This window comes from Butyrivibrio sp. LC3010, from assembly GCF_000424385.1.
Classification (GTDB): domain Bacteria; phylum Bacillota; class Clostridia; order Lachnospirales; family Lachnospiraceae; genus Butyrivibrio.
Genome location: NZ_AUJU01000002.1, coordinates 236,670 through 259,299, shown reverse-complemented (window position 1 = coordinate 259,299; position 22,630 = coordinate 236,670). Strand labels below are relative to the sequence as shown.

Annotated in this window: 16 protein-coding genes and 1 tRNA gene; 16 read left to right on the top strand and 1 reads right to left on the bottom strand. The window is 39.5% G+C overall.

What is annotated here, in order from left to right:
- From G622_RS0102960 to G622_RS0102935, 6 genes are all read left to right on the top strand, one after another.
- Entirely contained in the window at nucleotides 1-375 is a 375-nt protein-coding gene (locus G622_RS0102960) for a metal-dependent transcriptional regulator (RefSeq protein WP_026509433.1), read from the top strand.
- On the top strand, nucleotides 365-1,951 hold the full coding sequence (locus G622_RS0102955; RefSeq protein WP_026509432.1) for an RsmB/NOP family class I SAM-dependent RNA methyltransferase: 1,587 nt from the start codon (nucleotides 365-367) through the stop codon (nucleotides 1,949-1,951). Before G622_RS0102960 ends, G622_RS0102955 begins: the two co-directional genes overlap by 11 nt.
- Nucleotides 1,948-3,687, top strand: a complete 1,740-nt coding sequence (locus G622_RS0102950) for an ABC transporter ATP-binding protein (protein ID WP_026509431.1) — start codon at nucleotides 1,948-1,950, stop codon at nucleotides 3,685-3,687. Before G622_RS0102955 ends, G622_RS0102950 begins: the two co-directional genes overlap by 4 nt.
- Nucleotides 3,680-5,407, top strand: coding sequence for an ABC transporter ATP-binding protein (locus G622_RS0102945; protein ID WP_242832942.1), 1,728 nt, complete (start codon nucleotides 3,680-3,682; stop codon nucleotides 5,405-5,407). Before G622_RS0102950 ends, G622_RS0102945 begins: the two co-directional genes overlap by 8 nt.
- 170 nt (nucleotides 5,408-5,577) lie before the next feature.
- Complete coding sequence (locus G622_RS0102940; RefSeq protein ID WP_026509429.1) at nucleotides 5,578-7,227, top strand: putative manganese-dependent inorganic diphosphatase; 1,650 nt, start codon at nucleotides 5,578-5,580, stop codon at nucleotides 7,225-7,227.
- 230 nt (nucleotides 7,228-7,457) lie between these two features.
- The gene (locus tag G622_RS0102935; protein WP_026509428.1) at nucleotides 7,458-8,990 is read left to right on the top strand and encodes an Ig-like domain-containing protein; all 1,533 of its coding nucleotides are present in this window, start codon (nucleotides 7,458-7,460) and stop codon (nucleotides 8,988-8,990) included.
- Between the two features lie 77 nt (nucleotides 8,991-9,067).
- Here G622_RS0102935 and G622_RS0102930 read toward each other — a convergent pair whose 3' ends face one another.
- Nucleotides 9,068-9,268, bottom strand: a complete 201-nt coding sequence (locus tag G622_RS0102930) for a hypothetical protein (RefSeq protein ID WP_026509427.1) — start codon at nucleotides 9,266-9,268, stop codon at nucleotides 9,068-9,070.
- Between the two features lie 245 nt (nucleotides 9,269-9,513).
- Here G622_RS0102930 and G622_RS21465 point away from each other — a divergent pair, with 245 nt between their 5' ends.
- The 10 genes from G622_RS21465 to G622_RS0102880 all read left to right on the top strand — a co-directional run bounded on the left by G622_RS21465 (nucleotide 9,514) and on the right by G622_RS0102880 (nucleotide 22,620).
- Complete coding sequence (locus G622_RS21465) at nucleotides 9,514-10,263, top strand: alpha/beta hydrolase family protein (RefSeq protein WP_049945655.1); 750 nt, start codon at nucleotides 9,514-9,516, stop codon at nucleotides 10,261-10,263.
- Between the two features lie 117 nt (nucleotides 10,264-10,380).
- Nucleotides 10,381-10,662 (top strand): hypothetical protein, encoded by a 282-nt coding sequence (locus G622_RS0102920; RefSeq protein WP_026509426.1) that lies wholly within the window; start codon nucleotides 10,381-10,383, stop codon nucleotides 10,660-10,662.
- 90 nt (nucleotides 10,663-10,752) lie between these two features.
- Nucleotides 10,753-10,835: transfer RNA gene (locus tag G622_RS0102915), tRNA-Leu, on the top strand.
- 242 nt (nucleotides 10,836-11,077) lie between these two features.
- Nucleotides 11,078-13,561, top strand: a complete 2,484-nt coding sequence (locus G622_RS0102910) for a glycoside hydrolase family 2 protein (RefSeq protein ID WP_026509425.1) — start codon at nucleotides 11,078-11,080, stop codon at nucleotides 13,559-13,561.
- Nucleotides 13,562-15,046, top strand: coding sequence for a DUF6937 domain-containing protein (locus G622_RS0102905; protein WP_026509424.1), 1,485 nt, complete (start codon nucleotides 13,562-13,564; stop codon nucleotides 15,044-15,046).
- Between the two features lie 34 nt (nucleotides 15,047-15,080).
- Nucleotides 15,081-16,520, top strand: coding sequence for a glycoside-pentoside-hexuronide (GPH):cation symporter (locus tag G622_RS0102900; protein ID WP_026509423.1), 1,440 nt, complete (start codon nucleotides 15,081-15,083; stop codon nucleotides 16,518-16,520).
- 234 nt (nucleotides 16,521-16,754) lie between these two features.
- Nucleotides 16,755-17,081 carry a zf-HC2 domain-containing protein gene (locus G622_RS21460; RefSeq protein ID WP_049945654.1) on the top strand — a complete coding sequence of 109 codons (327 nt, stop codon included), beginning with the start codon at nucleotides 16,755-16,757 and terminating at the stop codon, nucleotides 17,079-17,081.
- 38 nt (nucleotides 17,082-17,119) lie between these two features.
- A complete protein-coding gene (gene polA, locus G622_RS0102890) occupies nucleotides 17,120-19,852 on the top strand; it encodes a DNA polymerase I (protein ID WP_026509422.1) in 2,733 nt (910 codons plus the stop codon).
- On the top strand, nucleotides 19,853-20,449 hold the full coding sequence (gene coaE, locus G622_RS0102885) for a dephospho-CoA kinase (RefSeq protein ID WP_026509421.1): 597 nt from the start codon (nucleotides 19,853-19,855) through the stop codon (nucleotides 20,447-20,449).
- Nucleotides 20,449-22,620 carry a cell division protein FtsA gene (locus G622_RS0102880; RefSeq protein ID WP_242832941.1) on the top strand — a complete coding sequence of 724 codons (2,172 nt, stop codon included), beginning with the start codon at nucleotides 20,449-20,451 and terminating at the stop codon, nucleotides 22,618-22,620. Before coaE ends, G622_RS0102880 begins: the two co-directional genes overlap by 1 nt.
- The last annotated feature ends 10 nt before the right edge of the window (nucleotides 22,621-22,630 follow it).

Below are 22,630 nucleotides of genomic sequence, written 5' to 3'. Positions count from 1 at the left end.
ATGCAGGAATCGGGTGAAGATTACATCGAAACAATATATCTTTTAAAGAAGAAAAAAGGTTATGTCAGATCTATAGATGTGGCTAATGAACTTGGCTTTTCAAGACCAAGTGTGTCCAGAGCAGTTGGAATTCTTAAGGATGACGGTTTTATTACTGTTGCTCCCGGTGGAGAGCTTGAGCTTACGGATGAGGGCAAGAAAAAAGCTAAAAGTGTTTATGACAGACATAAGAATCTGACAAAATTTTTGATGATTACTGCTAATGTCGATGAAGAAACAGCAGAGAATGATGCTTGCAGAATAGAGCATATAATAAGCGCTGATACCTTTAAAGGAATAAAAAGATTTTTAAAAGAGCACAAAGATGAACTTTGATGAACAGTTTGAAAATAGAATAAGAGCCATTCTTTCTGATGAATATGAAGGATTTGTGGAATCTCTTGACAGTGAGAAAATTACGGCTCTGCGAATTAATACGCTCAAGGCTTTTGGATGCGAAAAAGATGATGAGAATTCTGTTAAGGAATGCCTGATAGAATCAGGAACGAAATTTATTTCTGATGTAAAATGGGAGTCTGATGGATTTATTTATAAGGAAGGTGCTCCCGGAAAACATCCTCTTCATGAAGCAGGAGCGTATTATATTCAGGAACCAAGTGCTATGGCTCCTGTTCATTATCTGGATCCCAGACCTGGGGAGAAAATACTTGATCTATGCGCGGCACCAGGAGGAAAAAGCACTCAGATAGCTTCCTATATGAAAGGGGAAGGAGTGCTTGTTTCAAATGAGATAGATAAAAAGCGCGCTCAGATTCTCTCTCTTAACATAGAGAGGTGTGGCGTAAGAAATGCACTTGTAACCAACATGGAACCGAAGAAGCTCTCGGATATATTTGAGGGCTATTTTGATAAAATTTTGGTTGATGCGCCCTGCTCCGGTGAGGGAATGTTCAGAAAAAATGATGAAGCAGTTACTAACTGGAGTATCGATAATATCAGACTTTGTGCACAGAGGCAGACAGAAATTATAAAGGAAGCGGTAAAAATGCTGGCCCCCGGTGGAAGATTGGTATATTCTACCTGTACTTTTGCGCCGGAGGAGGATGAATATCAGGCGGCAAAGATCCTTTCTTTAGGTCTAAAGCCTGTAAGAATAGAACTTTTTGATGGAATGGTCAGCGGAAATATCGATAACTTGAAAAGGGTGATTGATATTTCTGAGGATGAAGTTATTGATAAAGAGTTTGTGCTTGAACTTCCACAGGATATTATAGATGATGTTGCTTGTTGCAGCGGCAGATTATGGCCTCATAAGATAAAAGGTGAGGGCCATTTTTTTGCTGTGTTTGAAAAGACCGGTGATATAGAACTTAACGCAGGAGTCTATAATATAAACGGCAAGATCAAGGCACTGGGTACTGATGATATAGAACCTTTTGCGAAGTTTGCCAAAGAATTCCTGGGGGATGTGCGGGTTGTTTTGGATGATGCCAAAAGCACAAGAGATCAATCTGAAAAATCTGATAAAAAATCTAAAAAAGGAAAGCGCGCAGTAAAAGGTCTAAAGAATACATGCAGGATAGAGGGTGCGGTCAGAGGTACACCTTTTATGCTTGGCGAACAGCTTTATCTTGCAGGAGAAGGGATGCCCGGAATAGGCGGAATTACTGTTATGAGACCGGGACTCCATTTGGGAACAATCAAAAATGGCAGATTTGAGCCTTCTCATTCATTGGCACTTGCTTTATCAAAAACAGATGCCAAATATGCTTTTGAGCTTGAAAGTGAACAGAAGGCCATGGAATTTATTGGAGGAATCAGCTTTAGAGAACAGAATTTAGAAAAAGGCTGGTACCTTATCACATATTTGGGGTATACTCTTGGATGGGCTAAATATGCAGGTGGAATATTAAAAAATCATTATCCGAAAGGTCTAAGAATATACACATGAAAAAATTACTTAAATATTTGAAGAAATATTCTCTTGAAGCGGTCCTTGGACCGCTTTTCAAATTGCTTGAGGCCAGCTTTGAGCTTGCGGTGCCTCTTGTTGTAGCGGCTATTATCGATAAAGGTATAGCCGGGAGTGATAGACCATATGCAATTAAAATGAGTCTTGTTCTCATTCTTCTGGCAGCTATCGGATATATTTGTGCCGTTACTGCCCAGTACTTTGCTGCTAAAGCAGCTTCTTATTTTTCTGCAGCGGTTAAAAAGGACTTATTTAAGAATATTCAGAGCTTTTCCTATGAACAGATAGATAATATGGGAACAACGACCCTGATAACAAGAATGACCAGTGATATCAATCAGGTTCAGCAGGGTATTAATCTGACATTGAGACTTCTTTTACGTTCTCCGTTCGTTGTTTTTGGAGCCATGGTGATGGCATTCACGATTGACTTTAATCAGGCTATGATTTTCCTTATAACAATAGTGGTTCTGTCAATTGTGGTATTTGGAATCATGCTTTGGGGAATCCCGAGATACAAGAAAATCCAGGAGCTTCTTGATAAGGTATTGGGACTCACCAGAGAAAATCTCTCAGGAGTTCGTGTTATAAGAGCATTTGGACTCGAAGATAAAGAAACACAGAATTTTAAGGATAGAAATGAAATTCTCACAAAGCTTCAGGAATATGTAGGAAGAATTTCTGCCCTTATGAATCCCATAACTTATGTGATTCTTAATCTGGCAATCATTATTCTGCTAAAGACAAGTGCTGACAAGGTATATGCCGGTGTACTTACAACCGGTGCAGTAGTTGCGCTGTACAATTACATGTCTCAGATTCTTGTTGAACTTGTTAAGCTTGCTTCACTAATAATAACCATCACTAAAGCTTATGCCTGTGGAAACAGAGTACAGGCCATGCTTGAAATAAAAGGAGGCATGGAGGCAGGGAGCCTTAATGCACGTACTGCCGTTTGCAGTGAGAATGAGGCAGTTTTAAGTTTTGAAAATGTAAGCCTTAGGTATTATGGTGATGCGGAAGATTCATTATCCGGTGTATCTTTTTCTGCATTAAGGGGCGAAACCATAGGAGTTATAGGAGGAACCGGTGCCGGAAAGACAACACTGGTGAATCTTGTTCCGAGATTTTACGATGCAACCGGCGGAAGAGTTCTTTATAAAGGTAAAAATGTTAAAGAATACACCACTGAGTCCCTGAGGGATGTAATTGGAATTGTTCTGCAGAAGGCTGTTCTTTTTAAGGGGACCATAAGGGATAACATAAAGTGGGGAAATGAAGCTGCTGGTGATGAAGAAATATGGGATGCAATAAAAACAGCCCAGGCAGTAGAAGTTGTTAAGGAAAAGAAGGGAGAGCTTTCAGCTGATATTACCCAGGGTGGAAGAAATCTTTCAGGTGGTCAGAAGCAGAGACTTACGATAGCAAGAGCACTGGTCAAAAAGCCTGAGATCCTGATTCTTGATGACAGTTCATCTGCACTTGATAATATGACCGATAAAAATCTGCGAAAAGCTATTTCTGAACTTCCATATAAGCCTGTAACCATAATCGTGTCTCAGAGAGCTGCTTCTGTCAGATTCTGTGACAAGATAATTGTTCTTGATGATGGAATGGTTGACGGCATCGGCACTCATGAACAGCTCCTTGAAAAGAGTGAGACTTACAGGGAAATATATGAGTCTCAGTTTGGAAAGGAGGCTGCAAATGCGTGAATTAAAAAGAGTACTTAAATATGCAGCTACATACAGACTACTTATATTTTTGTCCATTACTTTTGCTGTAGTTTCGGCGATTCTTGCTTTATATGCACCTATAATTGCAGGTAATGTTGTTGACTGCATAATGGGTGAAGGCAACGTTGATTTTGCAATGATCAAGGTACTGCTAATAAGAATGGGAATTGTAGTCCTTATATCAGCCCTTTGCCAGTGGTTTATGTATGGTGTTAACAACAGAATCACCTATGGCGTTGTAAGAGACGTAAGAAATGATGCCTTTGAGAAAATTCAGATTTTGCCCTTTGAATATCTTGATGGTCATCAGCAGGGAGAAATTGTAAGTAAAATAATAGCTGATGTTGATCAGTTTGCAGATGGACTTTTAATGGGCTTTACACAGCTTTTCACAGGAATAGTTACTATTCTCGGAACGCTGGTGTTCATGTTCTATTTGCAGTGGCAGATTGCTGCAATGGTAGTACTGCTTACCCCGGTTTCACTATTTGTTGCAAAATTTATTGCCACCAAATCATATGTTTTGTTTAGGGACCAGTCCAAGGCGAGGGCAGAGCAGACTGCTCTTATAGATGAGATGGTCGGGAATCTTAAGGTTGTAAAGGCCTTTGGACATGAGGATGAAAATCAGAGAGATTTTGATGAAATCAATGAAAGGCTGGCGTCCACAAGCCTTAGGGCTACATTCTTTTCATCGCTGACTAATCCTAGCACCAGAATGGTAAACAATACAGTATATGCATTTGTCGCTCTCTTTGGGGCTTTTGAGTGTATAAGCGGTATTATGAGTGTTGGTGAACTGACGATTTTCCTGAGCTATGCAACCCAGTACACAAAGCCTTTTAATGAAATTTCAGGTGTGGTTACTGAGCTTCAGAATGCTCTCGCATGTGCAAGAAGGGTATTTGAACTCATTGATGAACAGCCACAGATTCCTGATGCTGATCCTGCAGCACAGCTCAATGAAGTAAAAGGAAACATTGAGATAAAGGACGTGGACTTCTCCTATGATAAGGACAGAGAGCTTATTAAAGATCTGACTTTGTCTGTTAATGAAGGTCAGAGAGTTGCGATAGTAGGACCTACAGGAAGCGGAAAGACTACAATTATAAATCTGCTTATGAGATTTTATGATGTTGACAGAGGCAGTATAAGCATAGAGGGAAATGATATCAGAAAATTAAAGAGGGCGGATATCCGTAAAAATTACGGAATGGTTCTTCAGGAGACCTGGCTTAGAGCTGGAACAATACGTGATAACATAACTCTTGGAAGGAATGACTTTACTGACGAACAGATAGTAGAAGCTGCCAAAAAGTCACATGCCCACAGTTTTATCAAAAGGCTTCCGGAGGGTTATGACACTGTCATCGGTGATGATGGTGGCCTGCTGTCACAGGGACAAAAGCAGCTTCTTTGTATAACGAGACTTATGCTTCAGGTTCCTCCCATGCTCATTCTTGACGAGGCTACAAGCTCGATTGATACCAGAACTGAGATGAGAATCCAGAGGGCATTTAAGAAGATGATGGATGGAAGAACAAGCTTCATAGTTGCTCACAGATTATCAACGATAAAGGAAGCAGACAGAATACTTGTAATGAAAGATGGCCACATTATAGAACAGGGTGATCACGAATCACTTCTTTTGAAAAATGGTTTTTATTCTAAGCTCTACAAGAGTCAGTTTGAACAGTAATATAAATATGTAAAATATTCCTTACCAGATTCGTGTAAAAAAGGTAAAATAATTCAATAAAATGAGTTACAATAAGAACAGTTATCAACTGTTCTTATTTAGTTAAATAGAGTACTTAGCGAGGTAATGTCGAGCTTAGTGGAGTTTGCTTTCTCACAGAGGAGAGATTTATGGTTAAAAGACCTATATATGTAATCGGACATAAGAATCCTGACACGGATTCAATTTGCGCAGCAATTTGTTATGCCAATCTGAAAAACAAATTGTCTACAGATGAAAAATATGAAGCCAGAAGATGTGGACATCTGAACGAGGAGACGCAGTTTGTTCTCAACAGATTTGGAATTCCTGCTCCTGTTTATACCAAGGATGTCAGAACACAGGTATGTGATATGGAGATCAGAGATCTTTATGCAGATGATGACCATATCTCATTAAAGCGTGCCTGGGAACGAATGGAAAAAGAAAATGTTGTGACTCTTTGTGTTACGGATAAGGGAAAGCTTACGGGGCTTATTACAACCAATGATATAATGCAGACCTGTATGGATGTGCATGATGCCACAATTCTTTCAGAGACGAAGACATACTACGGTAATATCGTGGATACACTTGACGGCGAGATGCTTGTTGGCGATATGTCTGAGCAGATTACCGAGGGTAAAGTTCTTATCGCAACTGCTTCTCCTGAGATTATGGAGGAGATTATCAATCCCGGTGATGTAGTAATCTGCGGAAACAGATATGAGACGCAGCTTGTGGCTATTGAGAACCAGGCAGCCTGCATTGTAGTATGTATCGATTCCAAGGTTACAAATACCATAAAGAAGCTTGCTGAGGAGAGGGGGTGCAGGATAATAACCACACCCTATGATACATTCACTGTTGCAAGGCTTATAAATGAGAGTGCTCCTGTGGGTTCAATCATGAAGAGAGAGCAGCTTATATCCTTCCATATGAATGATTTTATAGAGGATATACAGCAGACTATGGCTCAGGTAAGGCATAGATATTTCCCTGTCCTTGATGAGGATGATAATTATGTTGGAATGATTTCCCGTCGTAATTTGCTGGGTGCCATGAAAAAACGCCTTATTCTGGTTGACCATAATGAAAAGAGTCAGACTGTCGATGGCGCGGATTCAGCAGAAATACTTGAGATAATCGATCATCACAGACTAGGCTCATCAATTGAGACTGCAAATCCTGTATTTTTCAGGAATCAGCCCCTTGGTTCTTCTTGTACCATCATCTATTCTATGTATAAGGAAATGGGTGTAGAGGTTGATGAGACTACTGCCGGACTCATGCTCTCAGCTATAATTTCCGACACGCTGATGTACAGGTCTCCCACATGTACAGAGATAGACAAGAGGGCAGGAGAAGAACTTGCTGCAATAGCTAAAATTGATGTTGAAGAATTTGCAAGAGAGATGTTCCGTGCAGGTTCCAACATGGGTGATAAGACTCCTAAGCAGATAGTTCATCAGGACTTTAAGAAATTTACGGTTGAAGATAAGACTATAGGCATAGGTCAGGTTAATTCCATGAGTGCGGAGGAGCTTGCAGAGATAAAGGAAAAAGTTCTGCCTGAGCTCAGAGATATTATGGAGAGCGATGGACTTGATATGATTTTCTTCATGATGACCAATATCATAGCAGAGTCATCAATCGTAGCATTTGAAGGAAATAAGGCTGAAGGAATTATTGATGCAGGCTTTCATGTTACGGCAGGCAGCGATAATGTAGCGCTCCTAAAGGGCGTGGTTTCCAGAAAAAAGCAGCTTTTGCCAACAATTGTTGAAGCTTTACAACAATAAAGATTTCCTTAATAAATGTTTAAAGCACTAAAATATGTTATAATACTCTCAGTAACTATATGTCATAGATTCCTGTTTTTCCTTAGAAAAACGGGAATCGTATTGGACCAGGTCCTCGCAAAGCGAGGGGCGTGTCCTGCAAAGCAGGATTCTTGCTGGCGATTTCCGCTTTTGCCCGCAAGAAGTCATAGTTTTTAGTAGAAACTATGATCACTACTGAGGGTTTTCTTATGAGTAAAAAAATTATGAGGGATTTTTTCAGATCTACGGCTATTGTAATCATAGCTGCTCTTTTTATTTGCTTTTCCGGTTCCGGAGTGCTTATTTCCAATGCGGAAAATAATGGATCGTATATGCCTTCTACAGGGGTTATATATCGTATAAATCCTCTATATGCAGGTGCTATCAGTGAGGATGACATAAACCGCGTACCGGAGTCTAAGATAACCCAGAGTTCTGTCATTGCGGATTCCGGAAGGGCGACAACAGAGGCTCAGATAATTAATGACTTAAGAGATGCGCTTAAAAGAAGAGACCTTAATATACGTATAAACTATGAGTTTGACGGTACAGGGTATGACGGCTCATCTCTTGTTGCAATGCAAAGCAGAGCGTTTGATGCCGCCATGAATCACACCGGAAACGGTAGTGAGGGTGACTATTTAAAATGGGCCTATAGTTCATCAGGTATGCAGGTCGCCTATAGTAAAAAGAACGGTAAAACTATCGGTTCTTTTATCTTTTATATGACTTACTACACTACATCTGAGCAGGAGCAGGCAGTAAGTGCGAAGGTGAATCAGATTGCATCAAGTCTTGGACTTGCCCAGAAAGGCGAGTATGACAAGATTCTGGCAGTGTATAATTATGTATGCCAGAATATCAAATATGATTATGGGAAATCTTTACTTAAATATTCCTGTTATGCGGCAGCTATAAATAATAGTGCTGTATGTCAGGGGTATTCACTTCTGATATACAGGCTTCTTAATGATAATGGAGTGTCCTGCAGACTTGTTGCCGGTAATACAAGTCAGGGTGGTCATGGCTGGAATATTGTCCGCGTTGGAAGTGTTTACTACAATATTGATTCGACCTGGGATGCCGGAAAGCCATCGGAAAAGTATACCTATTTTATGAAGTGTAATAGTGATTTTACCGATCATGCAAGATGGGCGCAGTATGCTGACAGCACTTTTAACTCTCAGTACCCGATGAGCAGCAGCAATTATGAGACAGGAACTGTAGGTTCGTATGTTGCGATAAAGTCTATTACACTTAATAAAAGCAAGATCTCATTAAAAGCCGGTGAAATCGATACCCTTGAGGTTAAGGTCAATCCAAACAAAGGAAAATCAAAGATTATATGGAAAAGCAGTAATACCAGTATTGCAAAGGTGAATTCTGATGGTGAAGTTAAGGCCCTGGCTGCTGGAACCTGTGAAATTTCAGCTTCATCACCTGATGGTGAAGTTAAGGACAGCTGCTATATTACCGTTTCCGGGAAAGCAGCTGAAGTTAAGGCATTAAAATTAAATAAAAAGAAACTAAAACTTGAAAAAGGGAAAAAGTATACATTAAAAGTTACCATAGAACCATCAGCTGCAAAGAATACAGAATTGGTGTGGAAGAGCAGCAATGCAAAAGTTGCTAAGATTTCCAAGAAAGGAGTAGTCAAGGCAAAGGGTAAGGGTAAGTGTAAGATTACTGTTATGACTAAAGATGGCAAAAAGAAAGTAACCTGTAAGGTTACCGTGAAATAGAGAACATGATTAGTTGTACGATAAAAATGGACAAATGCCTGTGGCATATGTCCATTTTTTGAAGTGGGAACTAATTATCAGCTGACAAAGAATTTATCTGCAATAGTCTCCATATAAATTTCTCTCTGTTCTGTAGGAACATCATACTCATCCATAGCCTTAGATACTGACCAATGATGATTACCAATAGAACGAAGCATGTGTCTGATCAAAGTGTAATCAACGACATTATCATTCTGAATATTTGTTTCGCATTCCTGCACTAAAGAAGTTGACATATTAACCCCCAATAGCTAAAACTCTACACAATTACATACATATAGTTGAGACTTTACTTTCGCAACTACTATATATTGTATTACATATTCGGATTAATGCAACAGGTTTCTTTCGAAAAAATGAATATTATTTTTATGTTTTTTTTATCGTTTAGGCATAGCCCAAAACTTGTTAAAAGTATGCTATTTTGATAAAATTATTATCGGAATAATGTGGTTCTATATTATATGTGAGGCAGATATATATGCAAAGTACATATATTGTGGAGCGAGACGGGTATCACATTTCTGGGGAAATATATTTGCCGGATGATTCAAAGGGAAGATATCCCATTGTCATCATGGCCCATGGCTTTGGGGGAAGCCGAGAGGGAACAAGACCATATGCCGAAATGCTGGTAAAAGAAGGGATTGGCTGCTATATTTTTGATTTTTGCGGAGGCGGTCTCTCTTCTAAAAGTGACGGAAAAATGACTGAAATGTCTGTTGTTACTGAGAGTGAAGATATTGAGGCGGTTATTGAAAATATCAGAAAAGCACCCTTTGCCGACAGGAAAAATATTTTTTTGATGGGTGAAAGCCATGGTGGGGTTGCGTCAACAATTGCAGCGGCGCAGGCCGGTAAAGAAATAAGGGCTATGGTACTTTTGTATCCTGCATATGTTCTTTTTGATGATGCCAAAAGAAAATATCCTCAAAAAGAAATGATAGAGGAAACTTCCATGGTATTTGGACTTCCGGTTGGCAGAAAGTATTATGAGGATGCATTTTCACTTGATATAAATGACTGTATGGAAAAATATAACGGGAATGTGCTTATTCTTCATGGGAATGTGGATCAGGTTGTTCCCATGTCATATAGCATCAATGCCCGTAAAAAATTTCCGGCAGCCAAAATGATACAAATAACTGATGCAGGACATGTTTTTTATGGTAAAGAGGCTGTAAAAGCAGGCAAAGAAATGATATCATTTATACATGAGAATATTGACTGAAAGGTCTTGCAAAGGAAGAAAACGTCGTGACGAATTCATGATCTGGAATAGTTCCGACCGGAAGGCAGGACCTCAGCGTAATCGTGCCAATAAATATTTTACGAGGGGGATATAAGGATGAGCTTTTTCTTCGAAGATAAATTAAAGAATTTTAATACAGAGGAGATCAGAAAGAGTGCTCAGAATATTATAGAGCTCACCGGAACCAAGGCAAAGGATACGGTTAGCTTTATTAAAGATAAAATCGACGAACTCGATGAAGATAAGAAAAAAATGATCATTGTAGGAGTGTCTGTCTTTGCATGCGTACTTATTGTTGCAGGTGTATTCTATCTTTTGGGAAAACGAGCAGGCAGGAGAGAAGCCGGAGATCTTGAATTTGATGAATGGGATAGCTAAACTTTTGCAGAGTAATACTTTTATTTATTTGATGCTTGAATATTCATTTTTGATGTGGTAACATATTTGAGTCGCACAAATTTGCGATAGGCCGGTGTGTCGGAATGGCAGACGATGCAGACTCAAAATCTGTTGTCCTCACGGGCGTGTGGGTTCAAGTCCCACCACCGGCACGATAATTATGAAGCTGGTAATTAAGCGATATGAAATCGTTTGATTATCGGCTTTTTTGTATGTATTTGAAAATTTTTCTCAATCAACACAAAAAAATATCGTTATTGTATTTTTGCACAAAATTAGGAAACGAAATTTGAGCAATACGTTTCTTGTTTTGTGGATTGACATAATGTTAATATATTGCTATGGAAACGCTGAAATATATTGACGTTTCTTGAATAGCCTAAGGAAATATGAAATGAGAAAAAGAATATACATAAATGATAATTGGAAATTTAAACCTGAATTTGATGATGAAATGATAAAAGCCGATTATCATGATGAAGAAATGGAAAATGTGCGTATTCCGCACACGGTAAAAGAAACACCGTTTAATTATTTTGACGATAAAACCTACCAGATGGTCAGCGGATATAGAAGAGTGTTTAATGCTGATACTTCATGGAAGGATAAAAGTATCATTCTTCATTTCGAAGGTGCAGCTCATGAAGCCTTCGTGTTTATAAATGGAGATTTTGTGTGTAAGCATTCCTGCGGATATACAGGATTTGCAATTGATATTTCGGATAAGCTGTTATTTGACAGACCAAACATTATTGCTGTTAAGCTTGATAGCAGAGAGAGTCTTAACGTACCGCCTTTTGGGTTTGTTATAGATTATATGACCTATGGCGGAATATATAGGGATGTTTATCTTGAAGTTGCAGAGAAAACTCATATATCTGATGTGTTTGTATATGCCGATGTACCTGAAGTTTTTGATGAAAACATGAATGAAAGTGAAGTGAAACCTGTAGCGATAGGGGCTTTTATTCATGGAGTAATTAAGCTTGAAGGTGATGCGGACGGATACATGGTTACGGAATCCCTTAAGAGAATCGGGGGCGAGCTTCCTGCAGGAGTAACCGATGAGTATAAGGATGAGATTCTCCTTAATTGTGTGAGCGCAAATAACGAGATCCGCCTTTCGTATCATACACTTCCGGTTGTTTTGTGGGATGTGAAGAATCCTGCAATGTATGAGTTTATAGTCAGAATCTGCAAGGATGAAGTGCTGATTGACGAATATGTGGTGCCATTTGGCTTTAGAAGTGCATCCTTTAAGAGTGGTGGATTTTATTTAAACGGAAGAAAACTTAAAATCAGGGGATTAAACAGACATCAGTCCTATCCTTATGTGGGGTATGCAATGCCTGCCTCCATGCAAAAATATGATGCCAGGATAATAAAAGAGGAACTCTGTTTAAATGCTGTAAGAACCTCGCACTATCCCCAGTCACAGGACTTTGTTGATGAGTGTGACAGACTTGGAATACTGGTGTTTATGGAGTTTCCGGGATGGCAGCACATAGGCGATTCGGATTGGAAGAAACAGGCAGTTATCAATGAAAAGGAAATGATCTGTCAGTACAGGAATCACCCCTCTATATTTATCTGGGGGGTTCGTATAAATGAATCAGCAGATGATGATGAATTTTATACAGAGACTAATGCTGTAGCCCATGAACTTGATCCTTCGAGATCGACAGGAGGAGTCAGAGCTTCTGCGAAGATGAATCTCTTGGAGGATGTTTATACACTGAATGACTTTTCACATAATGGTAAGACACCCGGATGCATAAAGAAAAAGGATGCAACTCCTGATATGGCAAAAGCCTATATGGTCACAGAATATAACGGCCATATGTATCCGACCAAGACCTTTGATGCTGAGGATATACGGGTTGAACATACAATGAGACATATCAGGGTTATGGATGCAATTGCCGGAGAATCCGATATTGCCGGAGGATTTGGCTGGTGTATGTTCGATTATAACACTCACAAAGATTTTGGATCCGGAGACAGAATATGCTATCACGGCGTCATGGATATGTTCAGGAATCCTAAACTTGCCGCAAAAGCCTATGAAATGCAGGGAGATGAAAAAAATGTTCTGGAGCTTTCATCATCCATGGATATTGGAGAACATCCTGAATGCATAAGAGGAGACATATGGCTCTACACAAATGCTGACTCCGTTAAAATGTATAAGAATGATGTTTTTATAAAGGAGTTTTATCCCAAAAATTCACCATTTAAGAACATTGCACATGGACCGATACTTGTGGATGATTTTATTGGAGATCTGCTTGCTGACAATGAGAATTTCTCAAGAGGTTTTTCTGAAAAAGTAAAGCATGCTCTCAACACCGCAGCCAGATACGGAATGAACAAACTAAGCATCGGAGATAAGATAACCGGCGGCAGGATGATGCTGATCCACCATATGTCAGTGAAGAATATAGTCGATCTTTATCAAAAATATATTGGAGACTGGGGCGGTGAGGCCACATCCTTCAAATTCGAGGCTATCAAAAACGGTAAGGTTGTTAAAACGCTTATAAAGGAGACTGTAAACAGGATTTCACTTGAGACTGTTGTGAGTCATGCAGACCTGCTGGAGGGTAAATCCTATGATGTTGCATCGGTAAGAATGAGAGTGGTTGACCAGAACGGCAATGTTCTTCCTTTCTTTGCTGAGCCTGTGAAGCTGAAAACAGAAGGAGCAATTGATGTTATAGGACCAAAGATCGTACCGATAAGGGGCGGCATGGCAGGAACTTATATCAGGTCAAAGAGAAAACAGGGATCTACAGGTAAGCTGATCATTAAGCTGGAAGCAGGCGGTGAGAAAATAAGAAAAGAGATTAATTTTAAAATTGAGGAAGAGGTAGTATAAATGTCTGATAAATCCAAGGTAATTTTTGGAAATATTATGCCTGAAGCAGTTTATAAGAAGGCTGTTAAGACAAAAGAAAAGAATATAAAGAAGTTTGGAGATGACTCAAAGGCTAATTATCCTGTGAAAATCAGCGCCAATCCATACATCGGTGAGAGTCTTGGTGTGCAGAATATAGAGGTTCTGCCGGAAGGTGCTCTGACAAACGGAACACTCCCCTTTGACTCTGAAAAGGGACTCATCGTAGGAAATATCCGAATGGGATTTGGACACTACAGAATAAGTATGGCGATAGCTTCATGTGCAAAATATCTTGGCTATACTCCTTACTGGATGGATCTTAATTCATATCCGCACACAACATGTACCAAGGTTATAAGTGCCCAGAATAATCTTTATTCACTTGGATCAAGACTTTCCAAGAACCCCATATTCAACAAGCTTGTATGGGAACCCGTCAATTATGAGGGATTCAGGGCATTGGCATATAATGCTGCAGATCAGAAAAATGCAGAGCTTATGGCACCTGTATATAAAAATGTGCCTAAAAATATACCTGTTGTCGGTACACATGTATGGCCTGCTCAGGCAGCTGTTCATGCCGGAATGAAATATGTGGTTAATGCAATTCCCGACAACTGGCCAATGGCGCTTCATTTTTCAGAAGGTTCAGTTCATACAATCCAGTGCAGAAATGCCTATATGGGGTATAGAATACTTAATGGCATGAATAAGAAAACAGTATGCAAGCCGATGCCACAGGATGATCTTGTTTACACAGGTCATTATATTGATCATGAACTGACATCTAACATTGAAGCTGATTGTGAGGCGAGAATACAGAGAAGGAAGAACAAAAAGCCTATGCGTTTCCTTCTTACGATAGGTGGTGCAGGTGCTCAGAAGGAAATCTTTGCTGCAATAATAAGCTATCTTCTTCCTAAAATTCAGAAAAAGGAAGCAGCTCTTTATGTGAATGTCGGGGATTACAGACAGGTTTGGGAAGATCTGAAAAAAGAAATCAGGGAAATGGCACCGTACGTTCACGAGCATATGGGAGATTTTAAGGAAACAGAAAGCTTTGCGGCAGATGCACTTAAACCTGAAACAGAAGTTGAAGGTATTCATGGATTTTATCATGAAAACATTTTTGAGGCTGTATATTGCACTAATCTTCTTATGAGGAGTTGTGATATACTTGTCACCAAGCCTAGTGAGCTTGCTTTCTATCCTGTACCAAAGCTTTTCATAAAGCGTGTCGGTAAGCATGAAATGTGGGGAGCAATTCATTCTGCTGAAGTTGGTGATGGTACACTGGAGTGCCGTGATATACCGCACACAATACAGATGATCGATCAGTTTTTGGAAACGCCGCTTCTTGATGAAATGTGCGAGAATATCATAAATAATAAAAAGGCAGGCCTCTACGATGGAGGATATAAGGTTGTTGAGCTTGCCATGGGGTTAAAGGAAAAAAGGTCTTAAAGGACTTATTTATTAGTGGAGGAGTGTATTTAAAATGAACGAAAATGGTAAACTTTCAGGAGCCGCTAAGGCTTCCTATGGACTTGGGGCAGTTGGAAAGGATATGGTATATATGCTTTCCGCATCATATATCTTATATTATTTTCAGGATATTCTTGGGGTGAGTGCAGCTGCGATGGGTGTTATTCTCATGGTGGCACGTGTGTTTGATGCATTTAATGATCCGATTATGGGTGCTGTTGTTGCAAAGACCAAGACAAGATTTGGCAAATTCAGACCCTGGCTTTTGATTGGAACCTTAACCAATGCAGTGGTTCTTATCATGATGTTCTCAGCACCGCCTGCATTATCAGGAAGTGGCCTTGTTGCGTATGCTGCAATAACTTATATTCTCTGGGGTGTTACTTATACAATGATGGATATACCTTACTGGTCAATGATCCCTGCTTTTACTGAGGGCGGTAAGGAAAGAGAGGGGCTTACAACTCTTGCAAGATCCTGCGCTGGCGTTGGTTCTGCACTTATTACAATAGTGACAGTTATGGCTGTGTCAGCACTTGGACATATGTTTGGCGGAGAAGGAATTGCTGACAGAGAAATTGAGAGAATAGGTTTTTCTTATTTTACGATTATAGTGGCAGCGTTATTTGTGATTTTTACTGTAATCTGCTGCCTTAATGTAAAAGAAAAATCAACAGCTCACATGGAAACGCCTTCCATAGGTGAAATGTTCAAGGCTCTTATCCAGAATGATCAGGCAATGGCAGTTGTTGTTTCAATAGTCATCGTTAACTGCTCAATTTATATTACATCCAATCTTGTAATTTATTTCTTTAAGTATGATTTTGGTGGAGAAGGATGGAGAGGTGCATATACTCTGTTTTCAACATTTGGTGGTGGAATCCAGATACTTGCCATGATGATTCTTTATCCATTTCTTAGAAGATTCTTTACATCCATTAGAATTTATTTCATCAGCATGGGAATGGCAATTGCGGGTTATATCTCTCTGCTCATACTTGCATCAACATCTATGAGCAGCGTATATGCTTTGTTTGTGCCCGGATTCTTTATCTTTGCTGCAAACGGAATGCTGGCAGTTATTACTACAGTATTCCTTGCAAATACCGTTGATTATGGTGAACTTAAAAACAACAGACGAGACGAGTCAGTAATTTTCTCAATGCAGACCTTTGTAGTAAAGCTTGCATCCGGTGTTTCTGCTTTTATTGCAGCTTTATCACTTCAGGTGCTTGCTCTTAGCAATGACACTGCAGAGACAGCTTCTGCAATTGATTATTCTCTTGGAGTAAGCGTTATGCAGAAAATGGGACTAAGAATGACTATGACAGTTGTTCCGATAATCGGTCTCGTATTTGCAATCTTCTGGTTCAAGCATAAATACATTCTTACAGATGAAAAGATTGAAGAAATCGAAAGACAGATAGAGAACAGGAAGAAGAAAGTCGCATAATAACTCTGTTTATAGAAAGACTTATCAGGTTCGAAAGAACCTGGCAAAGTGTTTTACTCATAGAAAAAATGTTAAAACCCTGCGGATTATCGCAGGGTTTTTCTGACTTTTTCACCTATCTGCAAAGGTGTATTTGAGGTTGTGAGATTAGACATTTTGGTGTATGCTATATATTGTTTAGTAGTATGCTTAGCGATATTCTGTTCATACAAGATATTGGGGTTAGGGAATACTATGGATTGTAAGGAATTTCAGAGGATGATTCCGGACTTCTTAGAGGATGAGCTGGATAACTATTCTCTTGAGGACTTTTTGAATCATATTGAAAAATGCAAAAATTGCAAGGAAGAACTGACAATACAGTTTCTTATAGATGCCGGTATCCAGAGACTTGAAGATGGTAGTACTTTTAATCTTTCAGATGAGTTGCAATTGACGATTGGTGATGCGTGGCAGAGACTTCGCATGAGAAAAAGGCTGCTTAAAACAGCATATTTTCTGCAGGTTATTGTTTTTGCCGAACTGATTGCTGCATTTGCATTGTCAGTGGCTTTAAAATAATGCGATTATATTATTATATTTAGTTGGGGACATATTTAATGGGGAAAAAATTATTACTTATAGACGGACACAGTATATTAAACAGAGCGTTTTACGGACTCCCTGATCTTACTAACTCAGAGGGTCTGCATACAGGTGCTGTCTATGGATTTCTGAATATTCTATTCAGACTCATTGACGAGGAACAGCCTGATTATCTGACTGTTGCTTTTGATGTACATGAGCCGACTTTCAGACACAAAATATATGCTGAATACAAGGGCACCAGAAAGCCCATGCCAGCTGAACTCAGAGAACAGGTGCCTCTTATGAAGGAGGTACTGGACAGTATGAAAGTATGCCGCATGGAAAAGGCAGGACTTGAAGCTGACGATATTCTTGGAACTATTGCCAAGAGAGGCGAGAAAGAGGGCATGGAGGTAAGGCTGGTTTCCGGAGACAGAGATCTTCTCCAGATTGCTTCTGAGCACATATGCGTAAGAATACCCAAGACTAAGGCAGGGAAAACCGAAATAGAGAATTATTTTGCAAAAGATGTGGAAGAACTCTATAAGGTTAATCCTGTTCAGTTTATTGAACTTAAGGCTCTCATGGGGGATTCTTCCGATAACATACCGGGAGTTCCGAAGGTTGGTGAGAAGACAGCCATAGAACTTATGACAACCTATGGCTCTATCGAAAATATTTATAATAACCTTGATAATATAAGCAAGAAATCAATCCGTGAGTCTCTTGCTGCAAACAGGGATCTGTGTGATCTTAGTAAGGTTCTTGCTACAATCAATGTAAATGCCGAATTTGACTATACATTTGAAGATGCCGGGATCGATGATATTTTTAACAGAGATGCCTATGAGATGTTTAAGAGGCTCAATTTCAGGAATCTGCTTTCCAAATTTGAAGGTAATGTGACAAAAACAGAGACAAATCTTGAGCTTAAAGATATTGCTTCCATGGACGAAGCTGAGAAGATTTTTGAAGAAGCTCATGAGTATGCCGCTGATAATAATGACAGATTTATCGGAGTTGGTATTATTTCCGATAATCTCAAGGCAGGCTCTAAAGCTTCAACAAAGCTTGGGCAGTTATCACTTTTTGAAGAGGATAACAAACGTGAATCACAGATAGGTATCGCACTTTGCTTTGATGATGGCAAATGCTGGTATTTTGAGACAGGTGATACTTTTAAAGAAGAGTATATAACCGGGAAACTGGAGAAGCTCTCTGTAGACTGCAGACTGTCATTTTTTGATATTAAGAGTGCCTATAGATATTTTAAGCCATTCGAGGTTGACAATTATGAAACAAAAAAGTGTGCATCCTTTGATACACTTATAGGCGCGTACCTTATCAATCCTCTTAAAAATGACTATCTGCCGGAAGACATAGCAACAGAATATTTACAGATGACAATCAGATCCAGGGAACAGATTTTTGGTAAAAACGACCCCTGGGAATCATCTGCTGACCTTAGAAAAGAGTATGCAGGATACCTTGCATTTGTGAATTTCAAAGCAGCGCCTGTCATCGAAAAAAGATTGTCAGATACAGGAATGACAGATCTTATGAATGATATAGAGATGCCTCTTAGCTATATCCTGTATGATATGGAAAAAGAGGGAATCCTTGTTAAACGCGATGAGCTTAAGCTTTATGGTGAAAGACTCACCGGAAGAATTGATGAACTTGAAAAAGGTATACATGAACAGGCAGGTATTGATTTTAATATCAATTCACCAAAACAGCTTGGAGAGGTTCTTTTTGAAAAGCTCGGCTTAAAGGGCGGCAAAAAGACAAAGACCGGATATTCTACAGCAGCGGATGTACTCGAAAAGCTTGCTCCTGAAAATCCGATAATAAAGGACATACTTGAATACAGAGGACTTACCAAGCTAAAGAGCACATATGCTGACGGGCTTGCTGCATTTATAGGTGATGATGAGAGAATCCATACAAGCTTTAATCAGACTATAACTGCAACAGGAAGAATCAGCTCCACAGAACCCAATCTTCAGAATATACCTATGAGGACTGAGCTTGGCAGAGCTATAAGAAAGGTATTTGTACCAAAGGAAGGCTATATTTTCTCTGATGCTGACTATTCTCAGATAGAGTTGAGGATACTTGCCCATATGTCAGGAGACAAGGGACTTATTGATGCTTATCATGAGGGCAGGGATATACACAGAATTACTGCCTCTAAAGTATTTGGAATTCCTTTTGATGATGTGACGGATATTCAGAGGAGAAACGCTAAAGCTGTTAATTTTGGTATTGTATATGGCATAAGCGCTTTTGGATTGAGTGAAGACCTGAATATATCCAGAGCAGATGCCAAAAAGTATATGGAGGATTACCTTGCTACATATCCGGGAGTGAAGGAATATCAGGACAGGGCAATTGAAGATGCAAAGGAAAACGGATATGCTGTCACTTTGTATAATCGCAGACGTCCGATGCCTGAGCTTAAGTCCGGTAATTTTATGCAGAGACAGTTTGGAGAGAGGGTTGCGATGAATGCACCTATCCAGGGCACTGCTGCAGATATAATTAAGATTGCAATGATCAGAGTCTATAGAAGAATCAAAAAGGAAGAACTGAAATCCAGAATGATACTTCAGATTCATGACGAGCTCCTTATTGAAACTGCTATAGAAGAAGAGGCTAAGATCAAAAAGATACTTGAGGAAGAGATGACAAGTGCAGCCAGCCTCCTTGTTCCGCTGGAGGCAGAGTGTCACACTGGTACAGATTGGTTTGAGGCTAAATAAGTGGTAAAGATTATTGGGGTTACCGGTGGTGTTGGTGCCGGCAAGAGTACGGTTTTAAATTACATAGAAAAGTGTTGCAAGTGCAGGATCATATTTTCAGATCAGGTGGCCAATGATATTAAATTAAAGGGGCAGCCCTGTTATGAGCCTATAGTTGAGTTGTTATCGACGGATATTCTTTCTGATAACGGTGAGATAGATAAAAAGAAAATGGCTGCCAAAATATTTTCTGATGAAAAATTGCTTAAGAAGGTAAATGATATCATTCATCCTGCAGTTAACAGATTTATTTTTGATGAGATTGAGAATGAAAAGAAAAGAGATGAGCTGGATTATCTTTTCATTGAAGCTGCGCTGCTAATCGAGAATGGCTACGATAAAATAGTTGATGAATTATGGTATATATATGCCTCTGAGGATGTCCGAAGGAAAAGACTTAAGGAATCCAGAGGATATTCTGATGAGAAAATCGATGATATTTTTAAAGGTCAGCTGAGCGACGGGGAATTTAGAAAATATGCTGACTTTGTAATAGATAATAGCCAAAATGAAGATAGCATGAAACGTCAAATTGATTTAAAGCTGGGGGTAAATTAATGGCGACTATGGCAGAACAATCAGAAAAAAATGTAGTTTTCGGTCTTGATATCGGAACGAGAAGTGTTGTGGGTACAGTTGGATACATGGAGGATGACATTTTTAATGTTATGGCTCAGTGTGTGGCCAAGCATGAAACAAGAGCCATGCTTGATGGTCAGATCCATGATATCGGAAAAGTCGGCGCTACGATAAGGAAAGTAAAAGAAAATCTTGAGGAGCAGACACAGATACATCTTACAGATGTTTGTATCGCTGCCGCAGGTCGTGTCCTTAGAACAGTAAAGACTAATTTTGAAGAGGAATTCACTGACAACAGAGAGATGACTGAGGAAGAGATCTACAACCTGGAGTCCAAGGCTGTTGAAAAGGCTTATCAGGAATTTCTGACACAGAACCAGTCTGATATGAAATTTTATCTGGTTGGTTATTCTGTTATGCACTATTATCTTGATGATTATCAGATTGCCAATCTGGAGGGACATAATGCGGGAAGAGTTGCTCTTGATCTCATAGCTACATTCCTTCCAGATGATTGTGTGGACGGATTGTATAAAGCATGTGAGAGAGCAAATCTTAAGGTTGCAAATATGACACTGGAGCCTATTGCTGCTATGATGGTTGCAATACCTCCTCAGTTCAGAATGCTCAATCTGGCACTTGTGGATGTAGGTGCAGGAACCTCTGATATTTGCATAACAGATGATGGTACAATCACATCCTATGGTATGCTTCCTATTGCCGGTGACTCTATTACAGAGATAATAGCCCAGCACTGTCTTGTTGATTTTAATACTGCAGATCAGATTAAAATCGATGCCAGTCACATGGATCAGGTTAAATACGTTGATATTATGGGGCTTGAGAAGACAATTTCCGCAAAAGAAATTTCAAAGATGATAAAGCCTCTTGTTGAGAAAATGTCCAAGATGGTTACTCAACAGATTAAACAGCTAAACGGAAATAAGCCTGTAAGTGCTGTATTTGTAGTTGGTGGAGGCGGTTGTGTTCCCGGATATACAAAAGCACTTGCCAAGGAAATGAAAATACCGGAGGAGCGTGTCGCTTTAAGAGGGGAAGAGGTAATGAAGAGCATCCGCTTCCTTTCAGAGGATACCTCAATCGAGCGTGATTCACTGATGGTTACACCTCTTGGTATTTGTGTAAGCTTCTATGAACAGTCCAACAATTTTGTTTTCGTATCCTTTAATGGTCAACAGACCAAGATTTATGATAATGGAAAACTTGCCATTGTGGATGCAGCCATGCAGGCTGATTTCCCTAATGAGGATCTGTTCCCCAAGAGAGGCGAGGAACTCAGATTCACAGTAAACGGACAGGAGAGAATGATAAGAGGTGAACCGGGTGAGGCTGCCGTTATTACACTTAATGGCTCACCTGCTGATATACATACCAAGATCCATGCCAACGATATCATTGAAGTTACCAGCTCAACTGTAGGTAAGCAGGGAAGCAGTGAGATCAATGACATACCTGAATTCAAGACTACTTTCAATATTACCGTAGACGGCAAGAGTATTGACGTGCCGAGAATGGCAGAAGTCAATGGTCAGAAACAGACAGGCCTGTATGATATCAAGACCGGAGATGATATAAAGATACTTGATTATGAGACAGCGGCACAGATTGCTCAGCTTCTTGATATCGATATCGATGAGGATACTGTAATAACGGTTAATAATGAAGTTGCAAATGGCGATACACCGGTTTATGAAAACTTTAAGGTTGAATTTAAGAGCGGTGCAGATGCTATAATGGAATACTATGCAAACTTTCCTAATGCCGATGAAGTTGCAATAGAACAGGAAAATGAAGAGTCTGCTTATGAAGCAGATGCTGATATTGATCTTGAAGAAAATGAAGATGGAAGCATGAGTTTTTCAGGAGGCACAACAACTGTTGCACCTTCTTTAAGGCATGCAAGCCCCACCAGAAGGGTGATTACACGAGATCTTCATGTAACAGTTAACAATGAGCCTATTGTGCTTCATGGAAAATCGGATTATATTTTTGTAGATATATTTGATGTAATAGACTTTGATCTTAGTAAACCTAACGGAAGATCGATAGTTACTACGCTAAATGGTGGTACTCCTGATTACATGCAGGCAATCCATGAAGGAGATAGAATAGAGGTTTATTGGAAATAATAAACTTTTT

Excerpts from the sequence above, each read along its gene's own strand:
- G622_RS0102935 (WP_026509428.1), top strand. The coding sequence starts at position 7,458 with ATGAGTAAAAAAATTATGAGGGATTTTTTCAGATCTACGGCTATTGTA.
- G622_RS0102920 (WP_026509426.1), top strand. The coding sequence starts at position 10,381 with ATGAGCTTTTTCTTCGAAGATAAATTAAAGAATTTTAATACAGAGGAG.
- G622_RS21465 (WP_049945655.1), top strand. The coding sequence starts at position 9,514 with ATGCAAAGTACATATATTGTGGAGCGAGACGGGTATCACATTTCTGGG.
- G622_RS0102910 (WP_026509425.1), top strand. The coding sequence starts at position 11,078 with ATGAGAAAAAGAATATACATAAATGATAATTGGAAATTTAAACCTGAA.
- G622_RS0102900 (WP_026509423.1), top strand. The coding sequence starts at position 15,081 with ATGAACGAAAATGGTAAACTTTCAGGAGCCGCTAAGGCTTCCTATGGA.
- G622_RS0102880 (WP_242832941.1), top strand. The coding sequence starts at position 20,449 with ATGGCGACTATGGCAGAACAATCAGAAAAAAATGTAGTTTTCGGTCTT.
- polA (WP_026509422.1), top strand. The coding sequence starts at position 17,120 with ATGGGGAAAAAATTATTACTTATAGACGGACACAGTATATTAAACAGA.
- G622_RS0102945 (WP_242832942.1), top strand. The coding sequence starts at position 3,680 with ATGCGTGAATTAAAAAGAGTACTTAAATATGCAGCTACATACAGACTA.
- G622_RS0102950 (WP_026509431.1), top strand. The coding sequence starts at position 1,948 with ATGAAAAAATTACTTAAATATTTGAAGAAATATTCTCTTGAAGCGGTC.
- G622_RS0102960 (WP_026509433.1), top strand. The coding sequence starts at position 1 with ATGCAGGAATCGGGTGAAGATTACATCGAAACAATATATCTTTTAAAG.
- G622_RS0102955 (WP_026509432.1), top strand. The coding sequence starts at position 365 with ATGAACTTTGATGAACAGTTTGAAAATAGAATAAGAGCCATTCTTTCT.
- G622_RS0102940 (WP_026509429.1), top strand. The coding sequence starts at position 5,578 with ATGGTTAAAAGACCTATATATGTAATCGGACATAAGAATCCTGACACG.
- G622_RS21460 (WP_049945654.1), top strand. The coding sequence starts at position 16,755 with ATGGATTGTAAGGAATTTCAGAGGATGATTCCGGACTTCTTAGAGGAT.
- G622_RS0102930 (WP_026509427.1), bottom strand. The coding sequence starts at position 9,268 with ATGTCAACTTCTTTAGTGCAGGAATGCGAAACAAATATTCAGAATGAT.
- G622_RS0102905 (WP_026509424.1), top strand. The coding sequence starts at position 13,562 with ATGTCTGATAAATCCAAGGTAATTTTTGGAAATATTATGCCTGAAGCA.